The organism is Micromonospora sp. DT41 (assembly GCF_049841715.1).
In the GTDB taxonomy this organism is placed as follows: Bacteria; Actinomycetota; Actinomycetes; order Mycobacteriales; family Micromonosporaceae; genus Micromonospora; species Micromonospora profundi.
The window spans coordinates 70,839-91,229 of sequence record NZ_JBNCKU010000020.1 but is presented as its reverse complement, the minus strand read 5'-3'; the positions used below and the strand labels follow the sequence as shown (position 1 = coordinate 91,229).

Annotated in this window: 11 protein-coding genes and 2 pseudogenes; 7 read left to right on the top strand and 6 right to left on the bottom strand. The window is 70.4% G+C overall.

Annotated elements, in window-relative coordinates:
• Positions 1-257: 257 nt before the first annotated feature.
• The gene (gene ccrA / locus ACLQ23_RS27905; protein WP_355594004.1) at positions 258-1,613 is read right to left on the bottom strand and encodes a crotonyl-CoA carboxylase/reductase; all 1,356 of its coding nucleotides are present in this window, start codon (positions 1,611-1,613) and stop codon (positions 258-260) included.
• 409 nt (positions 1,614-2,022) lie between these two features.
• On the bottom strand, positions 2,023-2,502 hold the full coding sequence (mce, locus tag ACLQ23_RS27900) for a methylmalonyl-CoA epimerase (protein WP_355593794.1): 480 nt from the start codon (positions 2,500-2,502) through the stop codon (positions 2,023-2,025).
• 62 nt (positions 2,503-2,564) lie between these two features.
• On the opposite strand from mce, the gene ACLQ23_RS27895 reads away from it, so the two are divergent.
• The 3 genes from ACLQ23_RS27895 to ACLQ23_RS27885 all read left to right on the top strand — a co-directional run bounded on the left by ACLQ23_RS27895 (position 2,565) and on the right by ACLQ23_RS27885 (position 5,374).
• Positions 2,565-3,764 carry an acetyl-CoA C-acetyltransferase gene (locus tag ACLQ23_RS27895; RefSeq protein WP_355593796.1) on the top strand — a complete coding sequence of 400 codons (1,200 nt, stop codon included), beginning with the start codon at positions 2,565-2,567 and terminating at the stop codon, positions 3,762-3,764.
• Between the two features lie 55 nt (positions 3,765-3,819).
• Positions 3,820-4,827: a methylmalonyl Co-A mutase-associated GTPase MeaB gene (gene meaB, locus ACLQ23_RS27890; protein WP_355593798.1), complete on the top strand. Its 1,008-nt coding sequence runs from the start codon at positions 3,820-3,822 to the stop codon at positions 4,825-4,827.
• 127 nt (positions 4,828-4,954) lie between these two features.
• Complete coding sequence (locus ACLQ23_RS27885) at positions 4,955-5,374, top strand: Asp23/Gls24 family envelope stress response protein (protein WP_355593800.1); 420 nt, start codon at positions 4,955-4,957, stop codon at positions 5,372-5,374.
• Between the two features lie 29 nt (positions 5,375-5,403).
• On the opposite strand, the gene ACLQ23_RS27880 is transcribed toward ACLQ23_RS27885, so the two are convergent.
• Positions 5,404-6,936, bottom strand: coding sequence for a CoA-acylating methylmalonate-semialdehyde dehydrogenase (locus ACLQ23_RS27880; RefSeq protein WP_425735723.1), 1,533 nt, complete (start codon positions 6,934-6,936; stop codon positions 5,404-5,406).
• Between the two features lie 204 nt (positions 6,937-7,140).
• On the opposite strand from ACLQ23_RS27880, the gene ACLQ23_RS27875 reads away from it, so the two are divergent.
• The 3 genes and pseudogenes from ACLQ23_RS27875 to ACLQ23_RS27865 form a co-directional block, all read left to right on the top strand.
• Complete coding sequence (locus ACLQ23_RS27875; RefSeq protein WP_355593802.1) at positions 7,141-8,829, top strand: acyl-CoA mutase large subunit family protein; 1,689 nt, start codon at positions 7,141-7,143, stop codon at positions 8,827-8,829.
• Positions 8,830-8,997: 168 nt separating this feature from the next.
• On the top strand, positions 8,998-9,921 hold the full coding sequence (locus ACLQ23_RS27870; protein ID WP_355593804.1) for a tetratricopeptide repeat protein: 924 nt from the start codon (positions 8,998-9,000) through the stop codon (positions 9,919-9,921).
• 84 nt (positions 9,922-10,005) lie between these two features.
• Positions 10,006-10,966 (top strand): annotated as a pseudogene (locus ACLQ23_RS27865) (arginase family protein); the annotation flags it as partial.
• A gap of 898 nt (positions 10,967-11,864) precedes the next feature.
• Here the strand turns inward: ACLQ23_RS27865 and ACLQ23_RS27860 are convergent.
• Positions 11,865-13,829, bottom strand: coding sequence for a penicillin-binding transpeptidase domain-containing protein (locus ACLQ23_RS27860; RefSeq protein WP_355593806.1), 1,965 nt, complete (start codon positions 13,827-13,829; stop codon positions 11,865-11,867).
• A 285-nt stretch (positions 13,830-14,114) separates the two neighbouring features.
• Here ACLQ23_RS27860 and ACLQ23_RS27855 point away from each other — a divergent pair, with 285 nt between their 5' ends.
• Positions 14,115-19,196, top strand: coding sequence for an NAD-glutamate dehydrogenase (locus ACLQ23_RS27855; RefSeq protein WP_355593808.1), 5,082 nt, complete (start codon positions 14,115-14,117; stop codon positions 19,194-19,196).
• Between the two features lie 70 nt (positions 19,197-19,266).
• On the opposite strand, the gene ACLQ23_RS27850 is transcribed toward ACLQ23_RS27855, so the two are convergent.
• A complete protein-coding gene (locus ACLQ23_RS27850; protein ID WP_355593810.1) occupies positions 19,267-19,959 on the bottom strand; it encodes a class F sortase in 693 nt (230 codons plus the stop codon).
• A gap of 1 nt (position 19,960) precedes the next feature.
• Positions 19,961-20,391 (bottom strand): annotated as a pseudogene (locus ACLQ23_RS27845) (hypothetical protein); the annotation flags it as partial.

Sequence of the window (20,391 nt, the reverse complement as noted above, 5' to 3'; positions counted from 1 at the left end):
CATGGTCAACTCACCTGCTCGGCGAGGTCGGACCAATGGGCGATCTTGGCAGGTCCCGGGCGGGACGGACGCCACGCAGCGTGAGGAGAAAAAGGGCCACCGGTACGCCCGGTGGCCCTTTGTTCGATGCGGAACGGCATCCCGCTAATGGGGGCGGAAGAACAATGGCCGATCACCGCATTGGTCATCCGGTCCTCGTCCATCCGGCCGGCGACTCGACCGGTGGCCCGGTCGGCGTCCCGTCGCGGGGTCGCCCCTCACTGCCCCCGGAACCGGTTGATCGCCTCCTCGTGCCGGGCGCGCATTTCCCCGTCGCGGACGCCGAGCCCGTCGGCGGGTGCGAGGCAGCGCACGCCGACCTTGCCCTGGTGGGCGTTGCGATGCACCTCGTACGCCGCCTGGCCGGTCTGCTCCAGCGGGTAGGTGCGGGACACCGTCGGGTGCACCTTGCCGAGCGCGACGAGGCGGTTGGCCTGCCACGCCTCGTGGTAGTTGGCGAAGTGGCTGCCGACGATCCGCTTGAGGTGCATCCACAGGTAGCGGTTGTCGTACTGGTGGTTGTAGCCGCTCGTGGAGGCGCAGGTGACGATCGTGCCGCCCTTCTTGGCGACGTAGACGCTGGCGCCGAACGTCTCCCGGCCCGGGTGCTCGAAGACGATGTCCGGGTCCTCGCCGCCGGTCAGCTCGCGGATGCGCTCACCGAAGCGGCGCCACTCGTCCTGGTCCTGGGTCTGCTCGTCCTTCCAGAACCGGAACCCCTCGGCGGTGCGGTCGATGACCAGCTCGGCGCCCATCTTCCGGCACAGCTCGGCCTTCTCCGGGGAGGAGACCACGCAGACCGGGATCGCGCCGCCGTTGAGCGCCATCTGGGTGGCGTACCCGCCGAGGCCGCCGGAGGCACCCCAGATCAGGACCACGTCGCCCTGCTTCATGTTGGCGCCGTGGTGCGAGACGAGCTGCCGGTACGCGGTGGAGTTGACCAGACCGGGGCTGGCCGCCTCTTCCCAGCTCAGGTGACGCGGCTTCGGCATCAGCTGGTTGGCCTTGACCACGGCCATTTCGGCCAGCCCACCGAAGTTGGTCTCGAAGCCCCAGATCCGCTGCTGCGGATCGAGCATCGTGTCGTCGTGCCCGGCCGCGTCCTCCAGCTCGACCGAGAGGCAGTGCGCGACGACCTCGTCGCCGGCCGCCCAGCGGGTCACGCCGGGCCCGGTGCGCAGCACCACGCCGGCCGCGTCCGAGCCGACCACGTGGTACGGGAGGTCGTGCCGGCGGGTCAACTCGGAGATCCGGCCGTAGCGCTGGAGGAACTTGAAGGTGGGCAGCGGCTCGAAGATGCTCGTCCACACCGTGTTGTAGTTGATCGCGCTGGCCATCACCGCGATCAGCGCCTCGCCCGGCCCGAGTTCCGGCGTCGGCACCTCCTGCACGTGCAGTGCCTTGCGAGGGTCCTTGTCCCGGGTGGCCATGCCCTCGAACATCCGGGCTTCCTCGGCGCGGACGACCACGCCCCGGTAGCTCTCCGGCACGGGCAGACCGGCAACGCCGGCGAGCTCGCGGTCCGGATCGTTTGATTCCTCCGCTGCCATGATCGCTTCGAGGATGTCCTGCACGGTGACCTCCGGTTCGTCCGCACCCGCACGGGCCCGGGTGCTGCCATCGTCGGCGCCGGTGGGCACGACCGCCATGTCGTCATTCGACACATCCGGCACCCTTCGCGCTCCTGTGGGCCGGGACGTTACTGAACGGTAGCTAGGGCGGGAAGCCTTCTGTGAAAAACTGCATCGGCCGATGCGTGAAGGTGTCCGACGATCCCGCGAACCGCGCACCGACGTGCTCGCGAGGGCCTGGACCTGGGGTGCGGGCCCGACGCGAGGGGTAGGGGCGCACGCGGGCGCAGGCCACTACATCAGTGATGTAGTGGCCTGCGCGGCCCCGGAGGCAACTACATCAGTGATGTAGTGCGATCTTGCGATCTTGCGAGGCGAGGCGAGGCCGGGCCGGGCCGGGCCGGGCCAGGCGTTAGTGGGTGGTGGTGGCTGCGGGTTCGACGAGTTCGACGAGTACGCCGCCCGCGTCCTTGGGGTGCACGAAGTTGATCCGGGAGTCCGCAGTGCCTCGCCGCGGGGCGTCGTAGAGCAGCCGCATCCCCCGGGCGCGCAGCGCCGCACAGGCCGCGTCGATGTCGACAACCGTGTACGCGACCTGCTGCACGCCCGGCCCGCTGCGGTCGAGGAACTTGGCGATCGTCGACTCGGGGCTGAGCGGGGCGAGCAGCTGCACGCAGCCGCCGTCGGTCGTCGGTCCGACGGCCAGCATCGCCTCTCGGACGCCCTGCTCGGTGTTCGTCTCGGTGTGCACGCACCGCATCCCGAACGTCCGCTCGTAGAAGTCGATCGCGGCGTCGAGGTCGTGCACGGCGATGCCGACGTGGTCGATCTTGCGAAGCCCGATGTCTGTGACGTAGTCCGCACCGGGCTCGACGGGGGAGTTCTCTGCCATGGCGCTAGTCTGACCGAACCATCGTTCAGGCGTACAGCTCGGCACCCCCCTCGGAGGCAGGCATGGCTTCGGTGATCGTCAGCGGCGCGCGCACCCCCATGGGGCGGCTGCTCGGCAACCTCAAGGACCTCCCGGCCACGAAGCTCGGCGGGATCGCGATCAAGGCGGCCCTGGAGCGGGCCGGTGTCAGCCCGGACCAGGTCCAGTACGTGATCATGGGGCAGGTGCTCCAGGCCGGCGCCGGTCAGATCCCGGCGCGGCAGGCGGCGGTCGAGGCGGGCGTACCGATGTCGGTGCCGGCGCTGACGATCAACAAGGTCTGCCTCTCCGGCCTGGACGCGATCGCCCTCGCCGACCAGCTCATCCGGGCCGGCGAGTTCGACATCGTGGTGGCCGGCGGCATGGAGTCGATGACGAACGCCCCGCACCTGCTGCTGGGCCAGCGCTCCGGCTACAAGTACGGCGACGTGGTGATCAAGGACCACATGGCCCACGACGGGCTCAGCGACGCCTGGGACTGCTGCTCGATGGGCGAGTCGACCGAGCGGCTCGGCACGAAGCACGGCATCTCCCGCGAGGAGCAGGACGCCTTCGCCGCCGCCAGCCACCAGCGGGCCGCCGCCGCGCAGAAGAACGGCCACTTCGCCGAGGAGATCACCCCGGTGGTGATCCCGCAGCGTAAGGGTGACCCGCTGGTGATCAGCGACGACGAGGGCATCCGCCCGGACACCACCGCCGAGTCGCTGGCCAAGCTGCGTCCCGCGTTCACCAAGGACGGCACCATCACCGCAGGCAGCTCCTCGCCGATCTCCGACGGCGCGGCGGCAGTGGTCGTCATGAGCAAGGCAAAGGCCAGCGAGCTGGGGCTGACCTGGCTGGCCGAGATCGGCGCGCACGGCAACGTGGCCGGTCCGGACAACTCCCTGCACTCCCAGCCGTCCAACGCGATCAACCACGCCCTGAAGAAGGGCGGGCTGAGCGTGGACGACCTGGACCTCATCGAGATCAACGAGGCGTTCGCGCAGGTAGGTATCCAGTCCAGCCGTGACCTCGGCATCAGCGCGGACAAGGTCAACGTCAACGGCGGCGCTATCGCGCTGGGCCACCCGATCGGCATGTCCGGCGCGCGGCTCGTCCTCACCCTCGCGCTGGAGCTGAAGCGGCGCGGTGGCGGCACCGGCGCGGCGGCGCTCTGCGGTGGCGGCGGCCAGGGCGACGCGCTGATCATCCACGTGCCGGGAAACGCAGCGGCCGACAAGTGAGCCCGACGAGGAAGCCCGCTTCGCGGGTCCCGCGGCAGTCGACGAAGATGGCACAGTGAGCGAATCGGTCGACAACGTGCCGGCGGCGGCGGTCACCACGTCGGTGCGCCGCAGCCGGGACGTACCGCAGCTTGTCGAGCGGGCCCGCACGGGTGACCCCCGCGCTGTGGCCCGGCTGATCACCCTGGTGGAGAACGGCGACGCGCTGCTGCCGGAGATCGCCGCCGCGCTCACGCCGTACGCCGGGCAGGCCCAGGTTGTCGGTTTGACGGGCTCCCCGGGGGTGGGCAAGTCGACCACCACCAACGAGCTGGTCCGCGCGCTGCGGGCACGCGGCCACCGGGTCGGCGTGCTTGCTGTCGACCCGTCCAGCCCGTTCACCGGCGGGGCGATCCTCGGCGACCGCGTACGCATGCAGGACCACGCCACCGATCCGGGCGTCTACATCCGGTCGATGTCCAGCCGTGGGCACCTCGGTGGGCTGTCGGCGGCGACGCCGCAGGCGGTCCGGGTGCTTGAGGGCGCGGGCTGCGACGTGGTGCTCGTCGAGACCGTCGGCGTCGGACAGGCCGAGGTGGAGGTCGCCTCGCTTGCCGACACCACGCTCGTGCTGCTGGCGCCGGGCATGGGTGACGCCATCCAGGCGGTCAAGGCCGGCATCCTGGAGATCGCCGACGTCTTCGTCGTCAACAAGGCAGACCGGGACGGCGTCGACGCCACAGTCCGCGACATCCAGGGCATGATCGCCCTCGGTGAACGTGGACCGGGGCAGTGGCGGCCGCAGGTCGTCCGCGCGATCGCAGCCCGGGCCGAGGGCATCGACGACATCGCCGCCGCCATCGACAAGCACCGCGGCTGGCTTGTCGAGCACGGCGAGCTGCGCCGCCGGCAGGAGGCGCGGGCCGCCGCCGAGATCGAGGCCATCGCGCTCGGCGTCCTCCGCGCGCGGATCGGTTCCCTGCGCGACGGTACGCAGCTGCCGACGCTCGCCGCCCAGGTGGCCGAGGGCAGCCTCGATCCGTACGCGGCGGCGGACGAGTTGCTCGCCCAACTCGCTCGCTGACCGCCCAGAGACGACCGTCGCTCCGACTTTAGTAGGCTCGCGGCGCGTGGCCGGAAGTGCGGCTGCCACGCAGCGGGCTGGCGAACCGGTCGGTCCACAATGCGTCGGGACCAGGGGAGAAGCGATCATGACGGACGCGGTGGAGAACGCCGGTGGAGTTCCGGCCGCAACGGGCGCTGCCCGGGGCGTCACGTCGGTTTCCGACGAGGTCGTGGAGAAGATCGCCGGAGCCGCAGCCCGTTCGGTGCCCGGTGTCGCCGACCTCGGTGGTGACGTGGCCCGCTTCTTCAACACCATCCTGGACAAGGTCGGCCTCGACGAGGTGGGCGACGCTCGCCGCGGTGTCTCGGCCGACGTGAAGGGCAGCTCGGCGGTCGTCAACGTGGTCCTGGTGATCGACTCCGGTCACGTCGTGACCGACGTGACCGAGGCGGTGCGGGCCGCGGTGATCGAGGCAGTGGAGAAGTACGGCCTGACAGTCACCGAGGTCAACGTCACTGTGGACGACATCGAGCTGAACAAGCCGGGAGCGGCAGCCGGAGCCTGAGGTGCCGGTACCCGCCGGTGGACCGATGCTCAGTCGTTCTCGGGGAAGCCGAGGTTGATCCCGCCGTGGCTGGGGTCAAGCCAACGGGACGTGATGACCTTGCCGCGGGTGAAGAAGTGCACCCCCTCGGTGCCGTGGGCGTGGGAGTCGCCGAACAGGCTGTCCTTCCAGCCGCCGAACGAGTAGTACGCCATCGGCACCGGGATCGGGACGTTGATGCCGACCATGCCGACCTCGACCTCGTTCTGGTACCTCCGTGCCGCGCCGCCGTCGTTCGTGAAGATGGCGGTCCCGTTGCCGTAGGGGTTGGCGTTGACCAGTGCGAGCGCCTCGGCGTAGCTGCCCACGCGTACGACTGACAGCACCGGCCCGAAGATCTCGTCGGTGTAGACGCTCATCTCAAGGGAGACCCGGTCCAACAGGCTCGGCCCGAGCCAGAACCCGGCCTCGTCGCCGTCGGCCCGCACGCCGCGACCGTCCACCACCAGTTCGGCGCCAGCGTCGACGCCGGCATCGAGGTACGACGCGACGCGGTCGCGGTGTTCCCTGGTGACCAGCGGCCCCATGTCGCAGGAGCGCCGGCCGTCACCGACCTTCAACGTGGCGATGCGCTCGCGGATCCGCGTCACCAACTCGTCGGCGACGGGCTCGACGACCACAAGGACCGAGATGGCCATGCACCGCTCTCCGGCGGAACCGAACCCCGCGTTGACCGCCGCGTCCGCTGCGAGGTCGAGGTCGGCGTCCGGCAGCACCACCATGTGGTTCTTCGCCCCGCCGAGGGCTTGGACGCGCTTGCCGTTGCGGGCGCCGGTCTCGTACACGTACCGGGCGATCGGGGTGGAGCCGACGAACGACACCGCTTTGACCTCGGGGTGCTCCAGCAGCCGGTCGACGGCCACCTTGTCGCCGTGGACGACGTTGAACACGCCGGCGGGCAGGCCTGCCCGCTCCCACAGGCGGGCGATGAGCAGAGACGCGGAAGGGTCCTTCTCGCTGGGCTTGAGGACGACTGTGTTGCCCGCCGCGATGGCGATGGGCATGAACCACATCGGAACCATCACCGGGAAGTTGAAGGGCGAGATGATGGCGCAGACGCCGAGGGGCTGGCGGATGGAGTAGACATCCACGTTCGTGGAGACGCCCTCGGAGTGGCCTCCCTTGAGGAGGTGCGGGATCCCGCAGGCGAACTCGACGACCTCCAGGCCGCGGGAGACCTCGCCGAGGGCATCGGAGAGGACCTTGCCGTGCTCGGCCGTGATGAGCTCGGCCAGTTCGTGCTTGTGCTGGTTCACCAGCTCCCGGAACGCGAACAGCACCTGGGAGCGCTTGGTCAGCGAGGACGTCCGCCACGACGCGAACGCGGTCGCGGCGGCGGCGACGGCGCGGTCCACCTCCTCGACGGAGGCCAACGGGACCTCCGCGCGGACGGTGCCCAGCGCCGGGTCGTACACCGGCGCCGTCCGCTCGGCGACGCCGGCGACCCGCTGGCCACCGATCCAGTGGGTCACCCGCTCCAGCGGGGCAGGAGTCGGGACGGTCTCGGGTTCTGTCTGGGTCATGCCCGGATCATCTGCGCTCCCCCGCAGCAGGGCAATGGGCACTGTGTCGCTCTCGCTCTCAGGAACCGCACAACCTGTGCTGCTGTCGGGCTGGTGAACTGCGGCGTCAGCCGAGTTACCAGCCGGTAAGAGTTTCCTTAGCGATCGTTCAGTAGGGCGATCTACACTCGCCGTGGGACGAGGACTCGAGGAGGAGCTCCGCGCATGGACGCTGACGAGATCGCCGCCGGACGGGCCCGCTGGCAGGCCCGGTACGACTCCGCGCGCAAGCGGGACGCCGACTTCACCACCCTCTCCGGGATGCCTGTCGACCCGGTATACGGCCCGCCGGAAGGCACCTCCTACCCGGGCTTCGAGCGGATCGGCTGGCCCGGCGAATACCCGTACACCCGGGGTCTCTATCCGACCGGCTACCGCGGGCGGACCTGGACGATCCGGCAGTTCGCGGGCTTCGGCAACGCCCAGCAGACCAACGAGCGCTACAAGATGATCCTCGGTGCCGGCGGCGGTGGGCTTTCGGTCGCATTCGACATGCCGACCCTGATGGGCCGCGACTCCGACGACCCGCAGGCGCTCGGCGAGGTCGGCCACTGCGGCGTCGCCATCGACACCGCCACCGACATGCAGGCGCTCTTCGACGGCATCGACCTGGCCGGCGTCACGACCTCGATGACCATCTCCGGCCCGGCCGTGCCGGTGTTCTGCATGTACCTGGTCGCCGCCGAGCGGCAGGGCGCCGATCTGTCCAAGCTGGACGGCACGCTGCAGACCGACATCTTCAAGGAGTACATCGCGCAGAAGGAGTGGCTCTTCGACCCGGAGCCGCACCTGCGCCTGATCGGCGACCTGATGGAATACTGCGCCGCCGAGATCCCGCGCTACAAGCCGCTGTCGGTCTCCGGCTACCACATTCGCGAGGCCGGCTCGACCGCCGCGCAGGAGTTGGCGTACACCCTCGCCGACGGGTTCGGGTACGTCGAGCTGGGCCTGTCGCGCGGCCTGGACGTGAACGTCTTCGCGCCAGGGCTGAGCTTCTTCTTCGACTCGCACCTGGACTTCTTCGAGGAGATCGCGAAGTTCCGCGCCGCCCGCCGCATCTGGGCCCGCTGGCTGCGTGACGTGTACGGCGCGACCAGTGAGAAGGCCCTCTGGCTGCGGTTCCACACGCAGACCGCCGGGGTGTCGCTTACCGCGCAGCAGCCGGTCAACAACGTGGTACGCACCGCCGTCGAGGCGCTCGCCGCGGTGCTCGGCGGGACCAACTCGCTGCACACCAACGCGCTTGACGAGACCCTGGCTCTGCCCACCGACGAGTCCGCCGAGATCGCCCTGCGTACGCAGCAGGTGCTGATGGAGGAGATCGGTGTCGTCAACGTGGCCGACCCGCTCGGCGGTTCCTGGTACGTCGAGGCGCTGACCGACAAGATCGAGGCCGAGGCGGAGGAGATCTTCGCCCGGATCCGGCAGCTCGGTGGGGAGGGGCCGCACCAGATCGGCCCGATGACCTCCGGCATCCTGCGTGGCATCGAGGACGGCTGGTTCACGGGGCACATCGCCGAGTCCGCCTTCGTCTACCAGCAGGCTCTCGAAAAGGGCGACAAGAAGATCGTCGGGGTCAACTGTCACACCGGCACGGTCACCAAGGAGTTGGAGATCCTGCGCATCTCGCACGAGGTGGAGCTGGAGCAGCGCCGGGTGCTCGCCGAGCGCAAGAACGCGAGGGACGACGCTGCGGTCACGGCGGCCCTCACCCGCATGGTCGACGCCAGCCGCACCGACGAGAACATGATCCCGGCCATGCTCGACGCGGTCCGCGCCGAAGCGACGCTAGGCGAGATCTGCAACGCCCTACGCGCCGAGTGGGGCATCTACCGCGAGCCCGCCCGCTTCTAACCCCCCACCCCGGCGATCTTGCAGTTGCTGCCTCGACATATGCCGCATAAGGCCTGTATAGGGGACCGAAAGTGCAAGATCGCGGGGGAAGGGGTGGGGCGTGAGAGTTGCAACGTCGGAGTTGCGGGTGATCTGAGAACGCCGGCTCGCGTGCGAGACTAGGTAACCATGAGCGACCCACGGATCACCTCGTCGATCTTCACCCGCGGCGCGGTCGACCTCAGCACGCTGCGCGGCCCCGCACCAGCCAGTACCCGCCCCGGCACACCCCCGCAGGGCGGCCCCTCCGCCAGCACCCCTGGCGCGCAGGCCGCCGGTGGTAACGCCCTCATCGTCGACGTCACCGAGGCGACAATCCAGTCCGAGGTGCTCGAACGGTCGATGACCATGCCCGTCGTCGTCTTCTTCGGCGCGGCAGGTTTCCCGGAGAGCGACGAGTTCGCCCCCGTACTGGAACGGCTGGCCGCCGAGAGCGGCGGCGCCTGGGCGCTCGCCCGGGTAGACGTGCAGGAAAACCCCCGGATCGCCCAGATGTTCCGGGTCCAGGGCATCCCCATGGTGTACGCCGTGGTCGGCGGCCAGCCGATCGACGCGTTCTCCGGCGTGGTGCCCGAGGCCCAGCTCCGCCAGTGGCTCCAGGCCGTCCTCAAGGCCGGTGGCGTGACAGTCGCCGAGCCGGAGGACCCGCGCCTCGACGAGGCGGACGACGCGCTGATGAGCGGCGACCTGGACGCCGCCGAGCGGGCGTACCGCAAGATTCTGGCCGACTCGCCGGCGGACGCCGCGGCCGAGGCGGGCCTCGCCCAGGTCGGTGTCGCCCGCCGGGTCGCCGGCGCCGACCCGGCCGCCGCGCTGGCCGCCGCCGAGAGCGCCCCCGACGACGTCGCGGCTCAGCTGCTCGCCGCCGACATCGAGGTGCTCAGCGGCCTGGCCGAGCAGGCGTATGCCCGGCTCGTCGGTCTCGTCCGACGCACCGCCGGGGAGGACCGCGAGACCGTCCGCCAGCACCTCGTGTCCCTGTTCAGCATCGCCGGCCCGGACGACCCGGCCGTCGCCTCGGCCCGGCGGGCCCTGGCCAGCGCCCTGTTCTGAGTTCCACGCACGGGTTCGAGTTCGTAGCACGCCAGCGCGGGCCGGCGATCCGCCGGCCCGCCCGACCACCGGGGACGGGAGCTCATGATGCGCCGGATCGCCGTCCTCGACGCGCCGACGAACCTGGGCCTGCGCCCGCCGACCCCCACCTCCGTCCCGGGTTGCACCAAGGCGCCCGGGGCGCTTCGCGACCACGACCTGCTCGCCCGGCTGCGGGCCCGCGACGCCGGCTGCATCACCCCGCCCCGGTACGACCCCGGCGACTGGCGGCCCGGCGACGGCGTCTGCCACGCCCGGGAGATCGCCGACTACTCACTGGCCCTCGCCGAGCGCATCGGCTCCATCATCGACAGGGGCGAGTTCCCCGTCGTGCTGGGCGGCGACTGCTCGGTACTGCTCGGCTCCGCACTGGCCATGCACCGCCTCGGTGAGGCCGTCGGCGGCCACATCGGGCTGGTCTTCGTGGACGGGCACTCCGACTTCCGGCACCCCGGCAACGCCTCCTACGTCGGCGCGGCAGCCGGCGAGGATCTGGCACTGGTCACCGGGCGCGGGCAGGCCGACCTGGCCGCCCTGGAGGGTCGCCGGCCCTACTTCCGCGACATCGACGTGGTGGTGCTCGGCATCCGGGCGCAGGACGAATACCGCCTCGACCTGCAAGCCGCCGGCATCATCACCCGCCCGGTGCCGGCGCTGCGCGCCGAGGGCGCGGCCCGGACAGCACAGTGGGCGCACGAGCAACTCGCCGACTGCGCCGGCTACTGGGTGCACATCGACGTGGACGTCCTCGACCCCGCGGTGATGCCCGCCGTCGACGCACCGGACCCGGGCGGCATCGCCTTCGCCGAGTTGGAGATCCTCCTCGCCGGTCTCGTCGACACCCCACACTGCCTCGGCGTCGAGTTGACAGTCTTCGACCCCGACTACGACCCGGACGGCTCGTACGCCGCCGAGATCGTCAACACGGTCGTCGCCGGATTGGCCCCGGTCAGCGCACCGGAGGCGACACCGCCACGGCTGCTGTCCGCCCGGCCGGCACCCGGTCCCCGGCGTACCAAGAACCGATCGGCAGACCTCGACGCCCGCTCCGACCGTGCGGGTGTCTCAGACCGTGCGGGTCTCTCGGATCGTGCGGGTGTCTCGGATCGTGCGGGTCTCGCGGATCGTGCGGATCGTGCGGGTCTCGCGGACCGGTTGGAGCGCTCGGATCGTGCGGGCCTTGCCGATGCGGTCTCTGTTGATACGGGCCTTGGCGGGGCGAGCGTCAGCGGTGTCGGCGCTGCTGATGCGGCGTTCGCCGGTCCTGGTTCCGGAGCTGCCGATTCCGCCGGCGTCGAGCCCTTCGGCGTCGAACCCGCCGGCGTCGAGTCCTCCGGTGCGGGTTCTGCTCTCGGCAGCTCCTCCGGTGTTGAGCCGGCCGGGTCTGCCGGCGACGAGCATGTCGCTGCTGCGTCCGCCGGGCGGATCGGGGCCGAGGCCTTCGGGGCTGCGTCCGCTGGTGCTGCCGGCGCTGAGCCGTTCGGTGCTGGGCCTGCCGACACCGGGTCTTCCGACGCCCAGCCGTCGGGGGCCGAGGTGCCGGGCGGTGTCCCGGTTCCGGTCCAGGCGGAGCCGTTCGATACGCGGAGTGTCGCCCGGTGGGAGCCGTCGGGTGTCGTGTCGAGCGACCCGGCCGGCACTCCGGCTTCAACCGAGCGGGAACCTGTCGGCCCGCCCGCGTCGGCTGGTCCCGGGCTGCTGCGGAGGCCGTCCCCAGTCGAGCAAAACCACACGAACCGCCGCGAAGCCGACACTGCCTGACCTGTTGCCGGTCGGCACGGGCGGTTGATCGACTCGGGTTCCTGGAAATCGGGGTGTCCGAGCTAGCGGGACACCGCGATTACCAAGAAACCGAGTCGATCACCCCTGGCGCTGCCTGGCCACGCCCGATGGGGCTGCGGCGCTCAGGTCGCAGGTAGGGCGCGCAGGAAGCGCTCGGCGATCGGGACGGCTGAAGAGGTGCTGGCGCCGCCCTTCTCCACGAAGACGGCGAACGCGACGTCTCCCCGCCAGCCGACGAACCAGGCGTGCGTGTTGGCCGGGTTGTTGTCGTACTCGGCGGTGCCGGTCTTGCCGTACACCTCGCCTGGAACGTCCTTGAGGGCGCTGCCGGTGCCGGCGGTCACCACCTCGCGCATCATCGTGCGCAGCGCCTCGACCGACTCCGGCTTGAGTTGCTCGCCGGCCGGGGCCGGTTTGGCGGGTGCCGGGTCGAGCAGCAGCTTCGGCTGCTCGAATCGGCCCCGGGCGACGGCGGCGGTGGCGCCGGCCATGGCCAGCGGGCTGACAAGCGTGGTGCCCTGCCCGAACGATGCGGCGGCCTGCTCGGCCTGGCTGCCGCCGGTCGACACCTTGCCGGTGAAGACGTCCGTGCCGAGGTCCCAGGGGCCCTCAAGTCCCAGCGAGCGGCCGGCTGCGGCAAGCCCGTCGCCGCCCAGCTTCGGGGCCAGCGAGGCGAACGCCGTGTTGCACGACTTGGCGAAGTTGGTGCGGAACGGCACCTGGCCCAGCACGAAGTTGTCCGAATTCTTGAACGACCGGCCGTCGACGGTGAAGGTCTTCGGGCAGTCCACCGGCCCGTCCAGGGTGACCGCGCCCTGGTTCAGCAGGCCGAGCGTGCTGACCATCTTGAACGTGGAGCCCGGCGGGACCTGGGCGACGAATGCCAGGTTCTCGCCGGCCGGTCCGGGGCCGTTCGCGGCGGCGAGCACCGCGCCGTCACTGATCCGTACGGCCACGAGCGCGGACCGGCGGGACTGGGCGCGCAACGCTCCGTCGGCCGCGTTCTGGACGGCGACGTCCAGGGTGGTCTTCAGCGCCTGGCCGGGCTGCGGCTTCTGCTGGAACAGTTCGGTGCCGGTGGGGGCCAGCTTGCCGCCCTCGGCGGGGCGTTCGACCATTACGGTCAGCCCCGGCGCGCCGCGCAGCCGCTCGTCGTAGCGGCCCTGGAGGCCGCCGTGCCCGACGAGGTCGCCGGCAACGTACCGGTCGGGGTGCGCGGCGAGGTCGTCGGCCTGTGCCGGGTCGACAGTGCCGAGCAGCGCGCGGGCGAACTCCCGGGTCGGTGCCAGGTCGAGCTTGTCGGTAATGAACTTGGTGCCGGGCAGGTCGTAGATCCGGGGCTTGATCTGCCGGTACGCCTCTTCGCGCAGGGTCACCACCTCGACGAAGGCGCCCGGGTCGGCCTTGGCCACCCGCTCGGGCAGGTCGGCCAGGTCGACGGCGGGGACGAGGGCCGGACGGATCGCCTTGAAGCCCGCGTCCAGATCCTTGACGAGCTTCTTGATGTCGGTGACCTGGTTTGGCTGCACGCCGACGCGGATCACCGTACGAGGTGTCACGATCGGCTGCCCGGCAGCGTCCAGCAGCCCCGCGCGGGGACCGGTGTCGCGGCGCAGCCCCAGCCGGTCACCCTTGGTGAGCTGCTCGTGCATCACCCGGGGCTCCCACATGACCTGCCACTGGTCGTCGTCGCCCTTGACGAGCCGCACCTCCCGGTCGTACGCCCAGCGGACGTCGCCCGGAAGGGTCCACTCCACCCGGATGGGGGCGGTCGCGATGTCGGCGGTGACCTTCGGCTCGCCCCGGCGGGTAAGCGTCGGCGGGCTGCCGACCAACTCGCCGGAGAGTTCCTTGATCTCGCGGGTCACCTCGGCTGCCGGCAGCTTGACGCCGGTCGTGTCGACAACCCCGACGGCCTGGAGGTCGCCGTTGCGCCACCCGGAGAGGAAGGCGTCGACGCTGCGCTGCGGCCCGTCGTCGCCGGAGCAGGCCACCAGGCCACCGGCGGTGAGCAGGGTCGCGGCGAGCGCGGCGACCGCCCGGCGGGCGTGATTCGCCCGGTGGGGCCGGGGGTAGGACAAGGTCATGGAGCGGGTCCTTCCGGTCTCGGCTGCCCTGCACGGTAGTACGGCGACGCCGTCCGAGGCGTCCCGTGTGAGGTCCGACGTGCGGAAAGAGGAAGCGCGCCGGTGTGATGAACATCGCGCGGCGGGGTATCCGACGACCCAGCCAACCTCGGACCCGCAACGGGTGAAAGGACAGAGTCCCGATCCGGACGTCCGGCCCTTGATCCGCCGATGGAGGAACAGAGCGGCAGGCTTAGGCTGGGCGAGAGTGACCCACAACGCGGTGGGTCGAGGGGAGTGGCACCGATGGACCGGCGTCCGGCGATCAAACCGGAACCCGACCTCCGGCAGGACGACTTCGGCCGGGACGACAGCTTCGATTCGGCGACCGACGGGGACGGCTACGGCCGGCTCGACACGGGAGTCACCGGGCTGACCGGGTCGAGCATCGACACCATCTACGATCTGGGCCTGCCGCCGGAGGCGCTTGCCGACGACGTGGAGGACGCCGATCTCGACGAACCGGTCCCCAACGCGGAGCGCCTCGTGGCCCAGGCCGTCGCGCTCGCCGGGGACGACCACGATGCGGCGACCCTTGTCGGCCGTTTCTGGCGGTTCGCCCCGGACGAGGAGCTGGTCGGCTTCACGGCGGAGGAGATGCTGGACGCGGCCCGGGCGCACCGGGACCTGGCCCAGCAGCGGGTCCCCGGCGAGCTGAAGCTACGGATCCACGAGCCGCACGCCGACCAGCACCACACGGTCGTCGAGATCGTCACCGACGACATGCCGTTCCTGGTCGACTCGGTCACCGCGCTGCTCAACTCTCACCACCTGGACGTGCACCTGCTGGTGCACCCGCTGGTGGTGGTCCGGCGGGAGCCGCTGGGTCGCCTCACCGAGGTCTCCGCGGACGTGGAGCCGGACGACGCGATCGACGGCGACATCGTCGAGAGCTGGATGCGGATCGAGATCGACCCGGTGCGGGACGCCGACGAGCGGGACCGGCTGCGTCGTGAGCTGCAAAGGGTGCTCACCGACGTGCGGGAGGCCGTGGAGGACTGGCCGAAGATGCGTCAGCGTGCCCTCGCGCTCGCCGACGAACTGGCCTCGGCCCGTACCTCCGAGAACCGCCCGCCGGTGCCGGAGAAGGACATCACGGACTCGGTGGAGCTGCTGCGCTGGCTTGCCCACGACCACTTCACCTTCCTGGGCTATCGCGAGTACCGGCTGGTGGACGTGCCGGACGCGAGTTCCTCGGACCCGGTCGACGGCAAGGCGCTGGAGGCGGTGCTCGGCACCGGCCTGGGCATCCTGCGCTCGGACTCGCCGGAAGCCCGGTCGCTGGCGTCGATGACGCACGAGGCGCACGAGAAGGTGCTGGAGAAGCGCCTGCTCATCATCACCAAGGCCAACTCGCGGGCCACAGTGCACCGCTCGGCGTACCTGGACTACATCGGCTTCAAGATCTTCAACGAGGCGGGCGAGGTCATCGGTGAGCGGCGCTTCCTGGGGCTGTTCTCCACCGCCGCGTACCGGACCAGCGTCCAGGAGTTGCCCGTGGTGCGCCGCAAGGTTGCCGAGGTGCTGGACCGCTCCGGCCTGAGCCAACGCAGCCACTCCGGCAAGGATCTGCTCCAGATCCTTGAGACGTACCCGCGCGACGAGCTGTTCCAGATCAAGACCGACGACCTGTACCACGCGGTGGTCGGCGTGCTGCGGATGGCGGGTCGCCGGCAGCTGCGGGTGTTCCTGCGCCGCGACGCGTACGGGCGGTTCATCTCCTGCCTGATCTACCTGCCGCGGGACCGGTTCACCACGCAGAACCGGCTGCGTATGCAGGACATCCTGCTGCGCGAGTTGAACGGCGTCGGGGTGGACTACACGACCCGGGTCACCGAGTCGATGCTGGCGCGGGTGCACTTCATCGTCCGTACCGACCCGACCCGGCCGCCCGGTGACATCGACGCCGACCTGCTGGCCGAGGAATTGGCCGACGCGACACGGCTCTGGGACGACGACTACCGGCTGGTGCTGGAACGCAAGCTCGGCGACGAGCAGGCCAAGCACCTGTTCACCAGGTACGCCGACGCGTTCCCGGAGGGCTACAAGGACGGGCACACGCCGTACGAGGCGATGAAGGACCTGGCCAAGCTGGAGCTGCTGGAGGAGCCCGGCCAGCTGGAGATGCACCTGTTCCGCAAGCAGTTGGCGCCCCGCCCGGGCACCCGTGTGCCCGGCGCGGACCTGGCCGAGACCATGGACGTCCGGTTCAAGGTCTACCGGTACGGGGAGCCGATGATGCTCTCCGCAGTGCTGCCGGTGCTGCACTCGCTCGGCGTACGGGTGGTCGACGAGCACCCGTACGAGGTGGACCGCATCGACGGTCGGGTCTACCTGTACGACTTCGGCCTCATGCTGCCCGAGGGGCACCACGAGCTGTCCGAGGTGCGCCCGCACGTGGAGAACGCGTTCGCGGCGGCGTGGCGTGGCGAGGCCGAGGTGGACCGGTTCAACGAGCTGGTGCTGCGCGGCGGGCTGACGTGGCGGCAGGTGGTGGTGCTGCGGGCGTACGCGAAGTACCTGCGGCAGGCCGGCACGGTCTTCTCGCAGGACTACATGGAGCAGACCTTCATCGCCTACCCGAAGATCGCCGCGCTGTTGGTGGAGCTGTTCGAGACCCGGTTCGCGCCGGGTGAGCAGAGCAGTGAGCAGCGTCAGCAGCGCAGTGGTGAGCTGGTGGAGACCATCCGGGCCGCCCTTGACGACGTGGCGAGCCTCGACCAGGACCGGATCCTGCGCTCGTACCTGACGGTGATCGAGGCGACCCTGCGGACGAGCTTCTACCAGAGGCGCGCCGACGGGCGGCCGAAGGCGTACGTGGCGTTCAAGCTCGACCCGCAGGCCATCCCGGACCTGCCGGCGCCCCGGCCGAAGTTCGAGATCTTCGTCTACTCGCCCCGCTTCGAGGGTGTGCACCTGCGGTTCGGGCCGGTGGCCCGGGGCGGGTTGCGCTGGTCGGACCGTCGGGAGGACTTCCGTACCGAGGTGCTCGGCCTGGTCAAGGCGCAGATGGTGAAGAACACCGTGATCGTGCCGGTGGGCGCCAAGGGCGGCTTCGTGCTGAAGCAGAAGCCGGGCGATCGGGACGAGGCTGTCGCCTGCTACCAGGAGTTCGTCGGCGCGATGCTCGACGTCACCGACAACATCGTCGGCGGGAAGATCGTGCCGCCGGAGGACGTGGTCCGGCACGACGGCGACGACCCGTACCTGGTGGTGGCGGCGGACAAGGGCACCGCGACGTTCTCCGACATCGCCAACGAGATCTCCAAGGCGCACAAATTCTGGATGGGTGACGCGTTCGCCTCCGGTGGTTCGGCAGGCTACGACCACAAGAAGATGGGCATCACCGCCCGGGGCGCCTGGGAGTCGGTGAAGCGGCACTTCCGGGAGCTGGGCCACGACACCCAGACCCAGGACTTCACAGTCGTCGGCGTCGGCGACATGTCAGGTGACGTGTTCGGTAACGGGATGCTGCTCTCCGAGCACATCCGGCTGGTCGCCGCGTTCGACCACCGGCACATCTTCCTCGACCCCGACCCGGACGCGGCCACCTCGTACGCCGAGCGCAGGCGGCTGTTCGACATGCCCCGGTCCTCGTGGGAGGACTACAACGCGGAGCTGATCTCGGCAGGGGGCGGCGTCTACTCGCGTACCGCGAAGTCCGTCCCGATCACGCCGCAGGTCCGGGCGGTGCTCGGCCTGGACGACGACGTCACGCAGATGTCGCCGCAGGAGTTGATGAAGGCGATCGTCACCGCGCCGGTGGACCTGTTCTGGAACGGCGGCATCGGCACCTACGTGAAGGCGTCCACGCAGACCAACGCGGAGGTGGGCGACAAGTCCAACGACGCGATCCGGGTGGACGGGCGCAGCCTGCGCTGCCGGGTGGCAGGCGAGGGCGGCAACCTGGGCTGGACCCAGCTCGGCCGCATCGAGTACGCGCTGACCGGTGGCCGGATCTACACCGACTTCATCGACAACGCGGCCGGCGTGGACACCTCCGACCACGAGGTGAACATCAAGATCCTGCTGAACACGGCTGTCGCCGACGGCGAGCTGACCACCGCCGAGCGGGACGAGCTGCTGGCTCAGATGACCGACGAGGTCGCCAAGCTGGTGCTGCGGGACAACTACGACCAGGCTCGAGCGATCAACAACGCCCAGGCGCAGGCAGCCTCGCTGCTTCCGGTGCACCGCCGGATGATCAACGAGCTGGAGCGCTCGGGCGGGCTGGACCGGGCGCTGGAGGCGTTGCCGCCGGACGAGGAGTTGGCGGTACGGGGCGAGTCCGGGCTGACCGCGCCGGAGTTCGCGGTGCTGCTGGCGTACGTGAAGATCGTCCTGGAACGGGAGATCCTCGCCGACGGCGTGGCCGACGAGGAGTGGACGAACAGCGTACTGGTCAACTACTTCCCGACGCCGATGCGCGAGCGGTTCGCCGACCGGATGGACCAGCACCGGCTACGCCGGGAGATCGTCACCACGGTGCTCGTCAACGAGGCGATCAACCGGGGCGGGATCTCGTTCGTCTTCCGGGTCGTCGAGGAGACCGCGGCGAACGCCGCCGACGTGATCCGGGCGTACGTGGTGGTCCGCGAGGTCTTCGGGCTGCGTGAGCTGTGGGACGCGGTGGAGGCGCTGGACAACAAGGTCTCCCCGGAGCTGCAGACAAGCGTCTACCTGGACACCCGCCGGCTGCTCGACCGCGCCGTCCGGTGGCTCGTCACCAACCGGCGCTCGCCGATCGACGTGCCGGCCGAGATCAAGCGGCTGCGTGCCGGGGTGGCCGACCTGCTGCCGGGGCTGGAGGATCTGTTCTACGGCAGTGAGCGGCAGGCCATCGCCGAGCACATCGACTCGTCGACAAAGCGTGGGCTGCCCCGCGAGTTGGCCGAGCAGGCGACCCGGCTGATGTACAGCTTCGGCCTGCTGGACGTGGTGGAGACCGCGACCCGCAGCGGGCGGGAGGTCGGCGAGGTGGCATCGGTCTACTTCGTGCTGTCCGACCTGTTCCGGGTGGACTCGCTGCTGTCGAAGATCTCCCTGCTGCCGCGTGAGGACCGGTGGCAGACGCTGGCCCGCATGGCGCTGCGCTACGACCTGTACGCCGCGCTGGCCGCACTCACCGCGGAGGTGCTCGACTCCACCCCGGGCGAACTGCCGCCGCACGAGCGGGTGCACCAGTGGGAGCAGTCGAACGCCACCTCGATCCACCGTGCCCGCCAGGCGATGGGGGAGTTCGACGAGTCGAGGGCGGACCTCGCCGCACTGTCCGTGCTGCTGCGTCAGATCCGCACGCTGGTGCGGACCTCCGGCGCCGCGGCCTGAGTCGGTACGCCGGACGCGGTCCGGCCGGTCGGGTCACCCCGACCGGCCGGACCGTTTTCGCACTCCCAGGTCACTCCACAAGGGTCGCGAAGGCCACCACGTTGTCCGGATAGCTCTTGACGGTCTCGTCGAACTGACCGCCGCAGGTCACCACCCGCAGGCCGGGCCTGTCGTTCGGCCCGTAGACGAGTTCGGTGGGAAAGGCCGTCTTCGGGTACGACTTCACCGACTCGACCTTGAAGGTGGCGGGCCGGCCGTCAGCCCGACGCACCGTGATCGTGTCGCCGGGAACGAGGGAGCCCAGGTCGAAGAAGACGGCAGGGCCGAGCTGCGCCGAGTCCACGTGACCGACGATCACCGCGTTGCCGGTCTCGCCGGGGCTCACGCCCGGCTCGTACCAGCCGGCCTGGTCGGCCTGCTCCAACGGGGGAACCTGGACGGTGCCGTCCGGGTTCGTGCCGAGCGGCATGATCGTCGCGTTGACGCCGATCCGGGGGATCTCGATGCTTGTCGGCGTAGCCCGGTTCAGTCCCGCCGGTACGTCGCCCCGCGCGGCGGACTCCCCGCCGTCGAGCCGGGGGACGTCGGCGTCGGTGGTCTCGGGACCGGCCTGGGCCAGCGGCTGCGGTGGGCGGGGAGCGGGAGTGGTCTTCAGCGCGGCGCCGATCATTCCGGCGCCGACCATGGCCACTGTGACGACGACGGCCGCGCCGGCGGCACGCCACGGTCTCCCGTGACGGCCGCCGGCCCGTGCCATCGTCACGTCAGACGAGGGAACCATCGGTCCGCCGACGACGCATCAGAACGATCCCGCCCAGCGCGGCAGCGCCGAGCAGGCTCGCGCCACCGGTGGCCAGGCCCCGGTCGGTACCGGTGCTGGCGCCACCGTCACCACCGTCGACCCCGCCGTGGGGCAGGACGACGAGCTCACCTTCGCCGCACGAACCCTTGAGCTCGTAGCGACCCGGCTTGGCGTCCTTGTCGACAGTGGCCTCGCCGTAGTACACGAACTCGCGCTCGCGCTCCCAGCCGCCGTCCTTGCCGTGGTCGCCGTACTCGCCGCCCTTGGACTCCCAGCCCTTGTCCGAGCCGTACTCGTCGGAGCCGTACTCGCCGCCCTTGGACTCCCAGCCCTTGTCCGAGCCGTACTCGTCCGAGCCGTACTCGCCGCCCTTGGACTCCCAGTCCTTCTTGC

Coding starts and splice junctions, on each gene's coding strand:
- ACLQ23_RS27860 (WP_355593806.1), bottom strand. CDS start 13,829: ATGACCTTGTCCTACCCCCGGCCCCACCGGGCGAATCACGCCCGCCGG.
- ACLQ23_RS27870 (WP_355593804.1), top strand. CDS start 8,998: ATGAGCGACCCACGGATCACCTCGTCGATCTTCACCCGCGGCGCGGTC.
- ACLQ23_RS27880 (WP_425735723.1), bottom strand. CDS start 6,936: ATGACCCAGACAGAACCCGAGACCGTCCCGACTCCTGCCCCGCTGGAG.
- ACLQ23_RS27855 (WP_355593808.1), top strand. CDS start 14,115: ATGGACCGGCGTCCGGCGATCAAACCGGAACCCGACCTCCGGCAGGAC.
- mce (WP_355593794.1), bottom strand. CDS start 2,502: ATGGCAGAGAACTCCCCCGTCGAGCCCGGTGCGGACTACGTCACAGAC.
- ACLQ23_RS27875 (WP_355593802.1), top strand. CDS start 7,141: ATGGACGCTGACGAGATCGCCGCCGGACGGGCCCGCTGGCAGGCCCGG.
- ACLQ23_RS27885 (WP_355593800.1), top strand. CDS start 4,955: ATGACGGACGCGGTGGAGAACGCCGGTGGAGTTCCGGCCGCAACGGGC.
- ACLQ23_RS27895 (WP_355593796.1), top strand. CDS start 2,565: ATGGCTTCGGTGATCGTCAGCGGCGCGCGCACCCCCATGGGGCGGCTG.